We start from the raw sequence: 14070 nt of genomic DNA on the forward strand, positions 1-14070 counted from the left end.
TTAAAATTTCATGAATGAATATTGATTCTCCAATTTAGTGATTTTTTCTCGGACTTTGGTCTCGAACTTAAAATGACTTTCAGAATCTGGATTAAAAGGCTTATGGGAAAGACTTTTTTGGATATTCTCGACCTCATCCATCACGGCAAAAGCGTTTTCTGAAATGGAAGTTTCCTTGAAACGCTTCCAGATATAATTGATTGCTAATTGATTAGGATGCAACATATCTTCGGCATAAAAACGGTAATCTCGAAGTTCATCCATCATGATCTCGTAAGAAGGGAAAAGCCCCCTAACCCCCAAAGGGGGAACTGAAAACAATTCTTGTAAAACATTATTTACTGCAGCGATTAAATTGGCTTTGCTCCATTGATTCTCAATAAAACCATCTTTGATGTGACGTACTGGAGAAATTGTAAAAATTATGTTGCAATTTAGATTAACGGAATGTATCAATTTAATAAAATCCGCTATACTTTCTTCTATTTCTGCAACAGAAAGTAGTTCTTTCTTGAACTGTTTTTGAGGTACTTTATGGCAATTCGCCACAATAGAATCACTTTCTATATTTCGATAAACCCATGAGGTTCCATACGTGATAATGATGTGCGTTGACTCAATTAGGTGTTTATTTGTTGATTTAATTAGTGTATTCAAATTATTTAATAATTCCTCTTTATTTGAATTACTTAAATCAGAATGTACATCAAAACAATGCCAGCGTTCGTTATGGAAAAAGACATCATCTTCTGTGAATAAAGTTTCATGTATGACTTTATCCATAATTTTTTCAATAGAAACCGGATTGAAAATTATCCCAAAAGGATTTATGATGTTTTCGAATTTAAAATAATTAAATTTTTCACCCATGTTTTCCACAAAACAAGAACCCAAAGACACAATTTTAGAATTGTAATCTAAAGGATAATTACTTTTAGAAATAGGGATTGGGGTTCTGAATTGCATTGCTATTTTATTTACTACAAATTTGAATAATTTTAGCGAATTAAATAAGGTTTAGTTCTATTTTCATTGGTATAAAAAACCCTTTCAGAGTTTTATACGCTGAAAGGGTTACTTTAAAATAAATATTTTTATTAATAGAAGTATTCTGTTTTCAGATACCCTCTATTTCCGTTAACAAAAAGTGACGTTTCCGAAACCTGTTCTGTTGGATAATTATCCGAATCATATTTAAAAGAGCTTTTATGAAAACTAGCTATAGATAACACTTGATCTCCATTTTTAGTAGTAACAATTACTGTATTTATCAAACTGTTATTTGATGAAATGGTCTCCATATGGTTTAATAATTTTTTATAACCTAAAATAGTATAAAACGGATTATTTTTAGCATCATAGTCAAAAGTTATACTCTCAATTGAGGTGATTCCTACTGGCATAGTATCTAAAATCCTTTCATTTTTGATCAAATTTTCATTCTCAAAATACAATGTTCCATGAAATTCTTTTACTTGCTGATTGCCTGAAATCCTGAATCTTTCATAAGAAACCGTTTTATCTGTATTATGAATGTAATTTATGCTGTAATTACCCAAAGATTCAACTTCAACTAATTTACCCACAAGGTAACTGTATTCAATGGTCTCTTGAACTTGATTTTCTTTATTTAGTGTTACACTTTTTGTAATTAAACCATCCGTATACGTGAAATTAGTATGTTTCTCAGCACCGTCAATACTAACTATTTCAGTTCCATTATAAGTATATACAGTTGTTTCTGAAGTCCCATTTTCTAAAGTTTCAACAACTTTCTTTAGCAATTTTAAATTATCGTCATTATCATTTGAACACGAATAAAGTGTCAATAAAAAAATTGATAATACCCAAAAAATATTTTTTGTTTTTTTCATTATAATAAATAAATCGATTCACCTTCCTCAAACCTTGGGGTGGTACATCAATCAAACCTAGAAAAATAAAATAAAAGCTACAATATTCATCGTTACAATCCCTATATTTCGGTTAAACTACTATTTTTAAACCTCCCGATAACACTATGTGAAGCGCCTATAAACACTGTGTTGAACAAAAAAACAAACCCTTTTAGAACATCTGTCCTAAAAGGGTTTTTATTATAAAAAATAAATTTGTTCTACTTTACAAAGTCAATCGCTTTTTCCAAAGCTTGTTGAATTCCTGCAACATTTTTTCCTCCAGCTGTAGCAAAAAACGGTTGTCCGCCACCACCACCTTGGATAAATTCACCCAATTCACGAACCACTTGTCCAGCATTTAGGTTTTTCTCCGCAACTAATTCTTTAGAAACATAACACGTTAGCATTGGTTTTTCTTCGTCGGCTGTAGCCAAAACAAGAAACAGGTTATTACCTAAGTTCCCTAATTCATACGCTAAATCTTTTGCTCCTTCCGGATTCAAATCCACTTGTTTTGCCAAAAATTGAACACCGTTTATTTCTTGAATCTCAGCAATTAAACTCGTTTTTAAATTTTTGACTTTATCTTTTACCAAAGCCTCGATTTGTTTCGCTAATTTGGCATTTTCTTCTTGCATCGAATGAACGGCTTTTAAAATATCCTGAGGATTTTTCAATGCTGTTTTTACTTCATTTAATGTGTTTTCATACGAAGCAAAGTGTGCTTTAACCGCATCACTTGTAATCGCTTCAATACGACGAATTCCCGCAGCAACCGCTCCTTCAGAAACGATTTTGAAATGCCAGATTTCAGCTGTGTTTTTCACGTGGATTCCACCGCATAATTCCATGCTTTCGCCAAATTTAATCGCACGAACCTCATCGCCATATTTCTCTCCAAAAAGTGCCATCGCTCCTTCTTGAACTGCTTGCGCAAAAGGAATGTTTCTTCTTTCTATAAGTGGTAATTGCTCCTGGATTCTTGCGTTTACAAAATCTTCCACTTGTTGCAATTCAGCTTCCGTCATTTTAGCAAAATGTGAAAAGTCAAAACGCAAATAGTTTGGATTTACTAAAGAACCTTTTTGTTCTACGTGAGTTCCCAAAATACTTCTCAAGGCTTGATGCATCAAGTGCGTAGCCGAGTGATTTCTGGAAGATAAGCTTCTCAAATCCTGATTTACTTTAGCAACAAAACCAGCATTTACATTTTCTGGTAATTGTTTTGCAAAATGCAAAATCAAGTTATTTTCTTTTTTAGTGTCGATGATTTCAATCGTTTCATTTGCAGAAACTAAGATTCCTTTATCTCCCACTTGTCCTCCACCTTCTGGATAAAATGGGGTGTTATCTAAAACGATTTGGTACAAAACTCCATCTTTTTTACTATCCACTTTACGGATACGAGTGATTTTCACGTCACTTTCTGATTGATCGTAGCCTACAAATGTTTCTACATTTCCGGGAATCAACACTGACCAGTCTTCGGTAGAAACTTCCGATGCAGCACGGGAACGATTTTTTTGTTCTTGCATTGAAATGGTAAAACCAGCTTCGTCCAATTCCAACCCTTTTTCTCGAAGAATTAATGCAGTCAAGTCAATTGGAAAACCGAAAGTATCGTATAATTCAAATGCTTTTGTTCCAGAAACGGTTAAACCTTTAGTTTCGGCAACTACATTTTCTAATAATTGTAATCCTTGATCTAAAGTTCTCAAGAAAGAAGCTTCTTCTTCACGAATCACATTGGTAACTAATTGTTGTTGTGATTTAATTTCTGGGAAAAATTCTCCCATTTGATTTGCTAAAACACCAACCAATTGATTGATGAAAGGTTCTTTGGTATTCAAGAACGTAAATCCATAACGAATTGCACGACGTAAAATTCTACGAATTACATAACCAGCACCAGTGTTTGATGGCAATTGTCCGTCAGCAATAGCAAAAGCTACGGCACGAACGTGATCGACTATTACACGAATAGCGATATTAGTTTTCTCCTCGACTGCGCTCGGAGTGACAGAATTATCAAGATATTTGTATCCTGTAATTTGCTCTACTTTTTCAATAAGTGGCGTAAAAACATCGGTGTCATAATTAGAAGTTTTTCCTTGCAATGCCATACACAAACGCTCAAATCCCATTCCGGTATCAACGTGTTTCGCAGGCAATTTTTCAAGAGAACCATCGGCTTTACGGTTGAATTCCATGAATACATTGTTCCAAATTTCCACTACTTGCGGATGGTCATTGTTTACCAAACTTTTTCCTGAAACTAAAGCTTTCTCTTCTACAGAACGAATGTCAACGTGAATTTCTGAACACGGTCCGCAAGGTCCTTGATCTCCCATTTCCCAGAAGTTGTCTTTCTTGTTTCCAAGAATGATTCGGTCTTCGTCAATCAATTCCTTCCAGATGTCCCAAGCTTCCTGATCGAATGGTACGTTTTCATCTGGATTTCCTTCGAAAACGGAAACATATAAATTTTCTTTTGGAATTTTATACACTTCTGTCAAAAGTTCCCAAGCCCAGTTGATAGCTTCCTTTTTGAAATAATCACCAAAAGACCAGTTACCAAGCATTTCAAACATGGTGTGGTGGTAGGTATCAAAACCTACATCTTCTAAATCATTATGTTTTCCTGATACACGGAGACATTTTTGCGTATCGGCGATTCTGTTGCTTTTTGGCGTTCCATTCCCCAAAAAATATTCTTTAAACTGCGCCATTCCTGAATTGTTGAACATTAAGGTTGGATCATCTTTTAGAACAATAGGAGCTGAAGGAACTATTAAATGTCCTTTTGATGCGAAAAATTCCAGAAATTGCTTGCGTACGTCTTGTGATTTCATTTTTATTTTTTGTTCAGTTATTTGTTAATTTGGTTAATCGGCTGTATCGTATAAACGAATAACCAAATTAACAAATTAACATTTTTTTTGCCCCAGATAGCAGTGAAAAGCTTCGAGATTTATAGATTTATTTTTTCTTGAGGTGGCTGAGCTACTCCCGAAGTCTCGGGATAAGCTCCTGCTAGCTCATTAGAAAAAAAGATTTATAAACGAGAACTTGTAACGAATAGCTGGAATAGGCACATTATTTTATTTATTATTGAAAAAAGGGTGTAACAAATGAAACATTTATTAAATTTGTTCGTCTAACCTTTTACAGTGTGCAAAAATAGGGTATTTTAAAATATGTCGAAAGTAAAATATTATTACGATTCCGAAAATCTAGCCTATAGAAAAATAAAAACACGAAAAAGAAGAAAACTTGGTGTTATTATTCTGTTTTTATTGGCATCGGCATTGTTTGGTTTTTTGAGTTTCATTGTTTTATTGAACACTCCTTATTTTGAAACACCAAAAGATCGTTTGCAAGCGCGTGAAATTGAAAATTTGAAATTGAATTATGCGCTGCTGAACAAAAAAATGGATCAGGTAAATGGCGTTATTGAAGCTATTGAAGATCGAGATAATAATTTGTATCGCGTGTATTTTAACAAATCGGCTATTCCTGATTCCATTCGGAAAGCAGGATTACCGGGAATCAATAGGTATAAAACATTAGAAGGTTATAACAATTCCCAGTTGGTAATCAATACCACAAAAAGGATTGATGTCCTTAGCAAGGAATTAGCGGTTCAGTCCAAATCATTGGATGTGATTTTGAAATTGGCAGAAGCCAAAAGTGATTTTTTGTCTGCCATTCCTGCCATTCAGCCAGTACAAAATGAAAATTTAAAACAAATGGCGTCTGGTTATGGATACCGTACGGATCCTTTTACAAAAGCAAGGAAAATGCATGAAGGCATGGATTTTACGGCAAAAACAGGAACGCCCATTTATGCTACGGGTGACGGAGTGGTAGCAAAAGCAGACAATACAGCTTCTGGATATGGAAATCATATTGTTATTCGGCATGGATTTGGATACGAAACTTTATACGCACATTTGAGCAAATATAAAGCCCGAGCTGGACAACGCGTAAAACGAGGCGATGTTATAGGATATGTAGGAAGCACAGGAAGATCCGAAGGGCCGCATTTACATTATGAGGTTCACAAGGATAAAAAAGTGGTGAATCCGCTTAATTTTTATTACGGAAATATTTCGGCAGTAGAATATGTTGTCATTGCACAATTAGCAAATCAAGAGAATCAATCATTAGACTAATACAAAAATAGTGTGCAGTGTTCGATTCACAGTGTTCAGATAGAAGATAAAAAATAGTATTCAGTGAGATTCAGCTGGACAAAAAATAAAAAATAGATATGCATATTGAATTATCTAAAGACAAAAGATATTACAGCATTGGCGAAGTAGCCAAGGCATTTGATGTGAATGCATCGTTGATTCGTTTTTGGGATAGTGAGTTTGATATTTTGAAACCAAAAAAGAATGCGAAAGGCAATCGAATGTTTACTCCAGAGGACATCACTAATTTACAACTGATCTATCATTTGGTCAAAGAAAGAGGTTTTACGCTGGAAGGTGCCAAAACCCATTTGAAAGAAGGACAAAAGAAGACTTTGGATAAGTTTGATATCATTCGAAAATTAGAAATGATACGCACACAATTAACAAATATTAAAAACGAATTGTAGTCAATATGACTAAGTACTAATTAAAATTTTTAAAACAATTAAATAATAAACATTAAATTAAGTAAACATGAGAAGATTTTTGCCTTGGATTATCGGAGCAGTTGTAATTTTTGTAATTTACAGCTGGGTTAAAGGAATTAATAATACCGCAGTAACGTTAAACCAAAATGTAGAACAATCTTGGGGTGATGTTCAAACAGCGTATCAAAGAAGAAATGACCTTATTGGGAATTTAGTAAACACGGTAAAAGGTGCCGCTGATTTTGAAAAAAGTACGTTGACAGCAGTTATTGAAGCGCGTTCTAAAGCTACTTCTGTAAAAATTGATCCAGCAAATATTACTCCGGAACAATTAGCTGAATTCAACAAAGCACAAAGTGGCGTAAGCAGTTCATTGTCTCGTTTATTAGTATCGGTTGAAGCGTATCCAGAATTAAAAGCCAACCAGAACTTCTTGAAATTACAGGACGAATTGGCAAGTACAGAAAATCAAATTCTAACGGCGAGAACGCGTTTCAACGAAGCAGTAAAACCATATAACTCTCACATCAAGACGTTTCCAAACAGCTTATTTGCTGGATTATTCGGATTCAAAGATAAAGCATACTTTAATGCCGTTGAAGGTGCAGAGAAACCAGTTGAAGTAAAATTCTAAAGTTAGATTATTAGACTTCTTAGATTTTTAGAAGTCCAAATAAATTAAAATTGAAGAAACAACCTATAAAAATTAACGGTTTTTATTGCAGATTTAATAATTCTGAAATCAAAAATCGTTAATCTTAAATCAAAAATATTTCAATGTCAAAAGTAGAAGATTTTTTAACCAAAGAAGAAGAACAAGAAATTGTTGAAGCTATTCGTATGGCTGAAAAAAACACTTCTGGCGAGATTAGAGTCCATATAGAAAAAACAACTTCCTTGGATGCGTATGATCGCGCCATGGAAGTTTTTCATGAACTAAAAATGGATGAAACTGAACTTCAAAATGGCGTTTTGATTTACTTAGCGGTAGAAGACAGAAATTTTGTTATTTGTGGTGACAAAGGCATTAATGATGTCGTACAAGATGATTTTTGGAATTGTACCCGAGACGTTATGGTAGCAGAATTCAAAAAAGGAGATTTCAAGCAAGGTCTTATCGATGGAATTACCAGAGCTGGAGAGCAATTGCAGAAATATTTTCCTTGGCTGGAAGGCGACACAAATGAATTATCAAACGAAATATCTAGAGGATAATGCTATTACAAAAAAAGAGTACCCTAATTTTCCTAAAGTTGTTTGTATGTTTGCTATTCACACAAATTGGCTATGCCCAATTTACCATTCCTGAAAAACCAACATTACAGACTTCTGTTTATGATTATGCGAATGTTTTAAGCGCAACAGAAAAATCACAATTAGAAGAAAAGCTGATTAAATATTCTGATTCTACCACTACTCAAATTGTGATTATTACCATAGAAACCCTTAAAGGAGAAGATATTGGCATCCTTACTCCAAAATGGGGACATGCTTGGGGAATTGGTGGAACTGCAAAAAACGATAATGGAGTACTTATTTTATTGGCAAAAGCCGAAAGAAAAATATGGATTTCACCAGGATATGGACTTGAAGATAGATTGACTGCCGGTATAGGTGGAGAAATTACACGAAACATCATTATTCCTGAATTTAAAGCAGGAAGTTATTACAAAGGACTTGATAAAGGAACGGATGCTTTATTTGATGTTTTCAAAGGAAAATATAAAGGCGAACGAGTTAAAACAACCAAAGATAAAGGATTCCCTATTTTACCCTTAATCGTTATTGTCATCATTATACTAGTATTAATATCCCGAAACAAAGGCGGTGGCGGAAATTCTGGTAACAGAGGTGGTGGCATAGGCCCTGGTCTACTGGATGTTATAATTCTAAGCAGCCTTGGAAGAAACAGTGGCGGAGGTGGTTTCGGCGGAGGTTCATCTGGTGGTGGATTTGGCGGAGGCGGTTTCGGCGGTGGATTTGGTGGCGGTGGTTTCTCTGGTGGTGGATCTGGCGGAGATTGGTAAAGTATATGAAATAATAAAAAGCTGCAGTTGCAGCTTTTTTTGTTTCTAAACAACATTCTACAGTAGCTTATACTGCTTAAAAAGCAACTTCTGGGCACAAAAATTAAATGTCTTTTTATTTTAATTAGTAGTAAAAATTTTATCTTTGAATAAAAACTAAATATTTTAAATAATGAATAAATTAAAATTATTGCATGGTATCGTGATCCTAATTTTATGCACCGGATTGCAAGGTTACTCACAATTTAGTGGTTGGAAAGAAAAAGCATTACAAGCAGGAGCTGCTTTGGGCGCAAAAAAAATGGGACTTGATCAAGTACTGAAAAAACCTGAATCGATTACCACCTCATTTGAAGATGTAGACCAAACAGGATCAAAATTACCTGATTTATTAGTGCTCAAAAACGTGCAACCATTATATTTGTTACCAAAAGCTTCTGAGGGCGGTTTTGTATTGTGCGATGGTTTTTATGAAATGAGTGCAAAAAGTTATTGTTTAAAAGCAGGTACCTTCGCACCATCTCAAGGCGATGGATACATGTACGCACCTACTCAAGGTCCTAAGCAAGAAATTGTAATTACTATTTTAAAAAATGCCGAAAAACATCCTGAAATAAAGCAGCACGACATACAACAATTATTGTGGGCTATTATAGCTAGAGCCCGTTTTGCCGATTTCAGTGGGCAATTGAAACTTACTGCCGTTGCACTATTGAGCACAGCCGAATTAACACATCTTGAAGGTGGCATGCTAGGTGTATTGCCTGCGAGCATTATGAATCAAGCAAAATCAAAACTTCCTGAAGCGGTACAAAATGTTTTTGAAGCCGAAAATAACATTCGACAAATGGTTGCTAATGGAAATTATACCTACGCCGAAATGGAAAAATACGCGATAATTGCCGGTATGGCGCCTGTACGCACTGATATTCCAAGTGGGATATGGACTTTACACCCAGATGGATACTACATTCGGTATTATCCGTCCGGTTATGCAATAACCAAAGTACAACTTTATGTTCCCAAAACACTATTAGTTTCCGGAAAACGAATTGTTTATGACGCTACTAATGACATAGCATGTCCGGCAAATGTGGGTTCGCAACGACTAGCACAAACAAATGAACCCTTAAATCCAGATAACACTATTAAATTAAAAAACACTTGTAAATAATCTTGTCATTTATACCTTTACTGTAAAAGGATGAAGATTGCTCTACGCTTCTCAATCCTTTTTCAAATTAGTGGTAAAATATCACAATAATGAAACACACATCCTGAAGGTCTGAAAACTTCATGGTTTAAGTTGCTTCGTTTGAAAAAACAAGTATCTTTAGCGTAGTTTTTAAACACTAAAAAAGCGTAATACGAATACCAAATGCTTTCACAAAAAACCAAATATGCTCTTAAAGCACTTCTATATTTAGCAGAACAAGACGCAAACCATATCTCTAAAACAATAGAAATTGCGGACGCGGCCTCTATTCCAAAAAAGTTTTTGGAACAGATTCTGTTGGATTTGAAACGAGGACATTTCGTAGGAAGTAAACAAGGTAAATTTGGTGGTTATTATCTTTTAAAATCTAAAAACGACATTACTTTAGCCGACATTCACCGACTTTTTGATGGTGCAATTGCATTACTTCCTTGTGCATCATTGAATTTTTACGAACGCTGTTCTGATTGCGTCGATGAATCGGAATGCCTACTACGACACGGATTGATTACTATTAGAGAGGAAACTTTAAAGGCTATGCAAGGCATTACTATTGCTTCATTAGTAAAAAAATAAAAAAATATATTTTAAACTCTACTAATTTTATAGAATTAATTATATATTTACCTCGAATTTAATAGATACTTAACAATCTAATTTTAAACGTATGAAAACGTACCGAAGTAAGTTTGCTTTTCTGAATAGGCAATCCCGAAAAAACCCACTAATTATAATTGAAAAAAAGAGCTCTCAAATGATGTATATGTGCTAGTAAAAAATTTAATTTTAATTCTACTAATTACATATACTTAATATAAATGCAAAATTCTTTAAAAAATATACTTGCAATAGTATTCGTTTTAACTTTCTCAATATCATTTGCTCAAAACATTGAAGGTGTCGTTACAACAAACCAAAAAATTCCGTTAGAAGCCGCAAATATTGTTATAAAAGGAACAACTTCTAACACAATTTCTGATTCTAGCGGGAAATTTATAATAGACACAAAAGGAAAACTCCCTTTAACTCTTTTAGTTCAATATGTAGGATACAAAACTGCAGAAATAGAAATTACTTCTTTAACAATACCTCCATTGCAAATAACGCTTACTGAAGAAAATGCTTTGGTCGAGGTTGTAGTTTCCTCAAGACGCCGAATAGAAAAAGTACAAGATGTGCCAATCGCAATATCAGTAATAACAGGAAAACAGGCAGAACAAACTGGAGCTTTTAACGTTAATCGCATAAAAGAACTTGTTCCATCAGTTCAATTATATTCTTCAAACCCAAGAAATACTGGTATTAATATTCGAAGTCTAGGTTCTCCTTTTGGACTTACTAATGATGGTATCGATCCAGGTGTTGGTTTCTATGTTGATGGTGTTTATTATGCACGTCCAGCGGCAACAACTTTAGATTTTATCGATATCGAACAAATTGAGATATTGCGTGGACCGCAAGGATCATTATTTGGTAAAAACACAACTTCAGGAGCCTTTAACATCACTACTCGTAAACCGAGTTTTACTTCAGGTGCTAACTTTGAAGTGAGTTACGGAAATTATGCATTCCTACAAGCCAAAGCATCTGTTACAGGAGCATTAGGCAAAAAAATTGCAGGTCGTATCTCTTTTTCCGGTACACAACGTAATGGGCTAATTAATAATGTCACAACGGGAAAACCTACGAATACCCTCAACAATCAAGGAATCAGAGGACAATTACTTTATACACCCTCTGAAAGAACCAATATTATATTAGCTGCAGATATTACCACGCAACGTCCAGATGGATATGCTCAAGTAGTTGCTGGTGTTACAAATACACAAAGAGCAGCTTACCGTCAGTTTGATGCTATTATTGCTGATTTGAATTACCAACTTCCGAGTTTGAATGCGTTTGATCGTAAAATTGACCACGATACTCCATGGCGTTCCGGACAAGATATGGGAGGTATATCTCTTAATGTAGATACAAAAATTGGAAACGGAACACTTACTGCAACAACCGCTTGGCGTTTTTGGAATTGGGATCCATCAAACGATAGAGATTTTACGGGATTACAAGTATTAGCAAAATCGCAAAACCCAAGCAGACAAACACAAACAACACAAGAAGTACGATACGCAGGTCATCTTACCTCTAAATTAAGTGGTGTTGTAGGTGTCTTTTTTATTGACCAAACATCACAAACTGATGGCACAGAAGAATCCGGTAATGCACAATGGAGATTTGCACAAAGCACGACCAGTAATTTATGGAAAACACCAAATCTATTTGAAGGTTATGGTATCAAAACCGATGCCCGCATTAGATCTTCCAGTGCGGCAGTATTTGGTCAGTTAGACTGGGCTATGACAGAACGTTTACACGTGTTACCAGGTTTACGCCATAATTTTGACAAAAAAGATGCTGATTACAAACGTACTACATACGGAGGGCTTCAAACGAATGATCCAGCCTTAATTGCCTTGAAAAAACTAGTTTATACGGATCAGTCTTTTTCATCTAACACAGATGATACTAATTTTTCTGGAAACATAACCGTTTCTTTTAAAGCTACTGACAAGATTAATGCGTATGCGACTTTTGCAAAAAGCTATAAACCAGTTGGAGTAAACGTAGCTGGATTACCTACTCTTGCCGGACAACCAATTCTTGAACTTGCTGTAATTAAACCGGAAGAAGTAAATCATTATGAAATTGGAGTAAAAACATCACCGTTTAAAAACTCAATATTCAATTTAACCTTCTTTAATACCGATATCAAAGATTTTCAAACTAATGTACAGGCAGCTGAATTAGGTGTAAACCGTGGCTATCTTGCCAATGCAGATAAAGTACAGGTAAAAGGGGTAGAACTGGATGCGAGTTTTGTAATCAGTAAACATTTAACCATCAATGGAGCAGCAACCTATACAGACAGTAAATATGTCAAATTTACAAATGCACCTCTTCCGCTAGAAGAAACTGGAGCTGCAGTATCCTTTAAAGATGTTTCCGGAACTGCTTTACCGGGTGCTTCGAAATGGGCAGGATCCTTAGGAGGAGAGCTTTCAGATAAAGCAAAATTCTTTGGAAATGCAGGAAAAATATTCCTTGGAATCGATTCTTATGCGCGTTCTAAATTCTCTTCAAGTCCATCTGCTTCAAAATATTTAGTAGTTCAGGGTTATGCGCTATTTAATGCTCGTTTAGGTTTCCGTGCAACAGATGGTTTGTCTGTACAATTCTGGGGACGAAACCTTTTAAATAAAGATTATTACGAACAACTATTGCCTGCTGGTGGTAATACAGGACAATATGCAGGTGTATTAGGAGATCAAAGAACGTATGGAATTACATTGAAATTTTCATTATAATAGTTTACGCTTAAAAAAACATAAAACTAAAACAGCATTATAAAACTTAGGTTTTAATGTGCTGTTTTTTTTATTCAACACAGCTTTATTCAGTAATAAATTACGGCAAAACATTTTAAAACAAATACAACCCATAGAATTAATAGCGTTTTTGTAAATTTGCCAAAATTGAAATAAAACTCCGTGAAAACTATAAGAATCATTTTCTTTTTATTTGTATCAGTTCTCTGTCAAGCACAAACGGAGAAGAATATAGATCATCAAAGCATTCTTTGGACACGATACAACAATCAATTGGCATTTAGTGAAAAGTGGTCTTTGCATAGCGAGTTTGATAATAGAGTCTTTTTGAAACCAGTAAAAGAGAATTTATATGTAATACGGATTCAAGGACGCTACAAGATCAATAACTATTTAGAAGCAGGAATCGGCTTTGCCCATTTCTCTGTTACAACACAAAAACCTGAAGTTTCAAATGGTTTTAAAATACCGGAATACAGGGGACAGCAAGATCTTACTTGGAAAAAAACTATTGGGAAATTTGGAATTAATCAACGCCTTCAAGTAGAAGAACGATTTATTCATAATGCCAATAAAGAATCATTGTTATACGGCTCTACATTCACATGGAGATTCAGATACAGACTTCAAGCCGATTACATTTTTTGGAAAAAAGAAAATCAATTTTTAAAAACTATTCTTTCAGATGAAATAATGTTCAATGCGGGAAAAACTATTATTAAAAACACTTTTGATCAAAATAGGATTTATGCAGCGCTACAATATGGCATAAACAAAAACATTGCATTAGAGTTGGGTTATCTAAACAGTTTTCAACGCCGAACCAATGGAATTGATTATTTCAATAGAGATATTATCCGATTCAGTATTTTTCATAAGATTAAGCTAAACAAAAAAGTCTAGCCCAAAAAAAATCCCG

12 protein-coding genes are annotated in these 14070 nt (G+C 34.5%); 9 read left to right on the forward strand and 3 right to left on the reverse strand.

Translation table 11 applies throughout. From position 1 onward, the window contains the following. From ACNQF6_RS03665 to alaS, 3 genes are all read right to left on the reverse strand, one after another. On the reverse strand, positions 1-966 hold the full coding sequence (locus ACNQF6_RS03665) for a GSCFA domain-containing protein (protein ID WP_417963342.1): 966 nt from the start codon (positions 964-966) through the stop codon (positions 1-3). A gap of 131 nt (positions 967-1097) precedes the next feature. Further along, positions 1098-1874, reverse strand: a complete 777-nt coding sequence (locus ACNQF6_RS03670) for a hypothetical protein (RefSeq protein ID WP_417963344.1) — start codon at positions 1872-1874, stop codon at positions 1098-1100. A gap of 242 nt (positions 1875-2116) precedes the next feature. Beyond that, complete coding sequence (gene alaS, locus ACNQF6_RS03675) at positions 2117-4750, reverse strand: alanine--tRNA ligase (protein WP_417963346.1); 2634 nt, start codon at positions 4748-4750, stop codon at positions 2117-2119. Between the two features lie 345 nt (positions 4751-5095). Between alaS and ACNQF6_RS03680 the strand changes: the two genes are divergently transcribed. The 9 genes from ACNQF6_RS03680 (at position 5096) to ACNQF6_RS03720 (ending at position 14054) form a co-directional block, all read left to right on the forward strand. After that, on the forward strand, positions 5096-6073 hold the full coding sequence (locus tag ACNQF6_RS03680; RefSeq protein WP_417963348.1) for a M23 family metallopeptidase: 978 nt from the start codon (positions 5096-5098) through the stop codon (positions 6071-6073). 98 nt (positions 6074-6171) lie between these two features. Next, positions 6172-6504, forward strand: a complete 333-nt coding sequence (locus ACNQF6_RS03685; protein ID WP_417963350.1) for a MerR family transcriptional regulator — start codon at positions 6172-6174, stop codon at positions 6502-6504. A 67-nt stretch (positions 6505-6571) separates the two neighbouring features. After that, complete coding sequence (locus tag ACNQF6_RS03690; RefSeq protein WP_417963352.1) at positions 6572-7159, forward strand: LemA family protein; 588 nt, start codon at positions 6572-6574, stop codon at positions 7157-7159. 143 nt (positions 7160-7302) lie between these two features. Further along, the gene (locus ACNQF6_RS03695) at positions 7303-7740 is read left to right on the forward strand and encodes a TPM domain-containing protein (protein WP_417963354.1); all 438 of its coding nucleotides are present in this window, start codon (positions 7303-7305) and stop codon (positions 7738-7740) included. After that, positions 7740-8552, forward strand: coding sequence for a TPM domain-containing protein (locus tag ACNQF6_RS03700; RefSeq protein WP_417963356.1), 813 nt, complete (start codon positions 7740-7742; stop codon positions 8550-8552). Before ACNQF6_RS03695 ends, ACNQF6_RS03700 begins: the two co-directional genes overlap by 1 nt. 172 nt (positions 8553-8724) lie before the next feature. Next, the gene (locus ACNQF6_RS03705) at positions 8725-9726 is read left to right on the forward strand and encodes a hypothetical protein (protein ID WP_417963358.1); all 1002 of its coding nucleotides are present in this window, start codon (positions 8725-8727) and stop codon (positions 9724-9726) included. A 204-nt stretch (positions 9727-9930) separates the two neighbouring features. Beyond that, positions 9931-10344, forward strand: a complete 414-nt coding sequence (locus ACNQF6_RS03710; protein ID WP_417963360.1) for an RrF2 family transcriptional regulator — start codon at positions 9931-9933, stop codon at positions 10342-10344. Positions 10345-10586: 242 nt separating this feature from the next. Then, a complete protein-coding gene (locus ACNQF6_RS03715; RefSeq protein WP_417963362.1) occupies positions 10587-13130 on the forward strand; it encodes a TonB-dependent receptor in 2544 nt (847 codons plus the stop codon). Between the two features lie 183 nt (positions 13131-13313). Then, the gene (locus ACNQF6_RS03720) at positions 13314-14054 is read left to right on the forward strand and encodes a DUF2490 domain-containing protein (RefSeq protein ID WP_417963364.1); all 741 of its coding nucleotides are present in this window, start codon (positions 13314-13316) and stop codon (positions 14052-14054) included. Positions 14055-14070 lie beyond the last annotated feature (16 nt).

It is taken from the genome of Flavobacterium pasteuri, from assembly GCF_048286615.1.
Lineage (GTDB): Bacteria > Bacteroidota > Bacteroidia > Flavobacteriales > Flavobacteriaceae > Flavobacterium.

Bases quoted from the DNA above. Each gene is read 5' to 3' on its own strand.
- ACNQF6_RS03710 (WP_417963360.1), top strand. From the start codon at position 9,931: ATGCTTTCACAAAAAACCAAATATGCTCTTAAAGCACTTCTATATTTA.
- ACNQF6_RS03715 (WP_417963362.1), top strand. From the start codon at position 10,587: ATGCAAAATTCTTTAAAAAATATACTTGCAATAGTATTCGTTTTAACT.
- ACNQF6_RS03705 (WP_417963358.1), top strand. From the start codon at position 8,725: ATGAATAAATTAAAATTATTGCATGGTATCGTGATCCTAATTTTATGC.
- ACNQF6_RS03690 (WP_417963352.1), top strand. From the start codon at position 6,572: ATGAGAAGATTTTTGCCTTGGATTATCGGAGCAGTTGTAATTTTTGTA.
- ACNQF6_RS03685 (WP_417963350.1), top strand. From the start codon at position 6,172: ATGCATATTGAATTATCTAAAGACAAAAGATATTACAGCATTGGCGAA.
- ACNQF6_RS03695 (WP_417963354.1), top strand. From the start codon at position 7,303: ATGTCAAAAGTAGAAGATTTTTTAACCAAAGAAGAAGAACAAGAAATT.
- alaS (WP_417963346.1), bottom strand. From the start codon at position 4,750: ATGAAATCACAAGACGTACGCAAGCAATTTCTGGAATTTTTCGCATCA.
- ACNQF6_RS03670 (WP_417963344.1), bottom strand. From the start codon at position 1,874: ATGAAAAAAACAAAAAATATTTTTTGGGTATTATCAATTTTTTTATTG.
- ACNQF6_RS03700 (WP_417963356.1), top strand. From the start codon at position 7,740: ATGCTATTACAAAAAAAGAGTACCCTAATTTTCCTAAAGTTGTTTGTA.
- ACNQF6_RS03680 (WP_417963348.1), top strand. From the start codon at position 5,096: ATGTCGAAAGTAAAATATTATTACGATTCCGAAAATCTAGCCTATAGA.
- ACNQF6_RS03665 (WP_417963342.1), bottom strand. From the start codon at position 966: ATGCAATTCAGAACCCCAATCCCTATTTCTAAAAGTAATTATCCTTTA.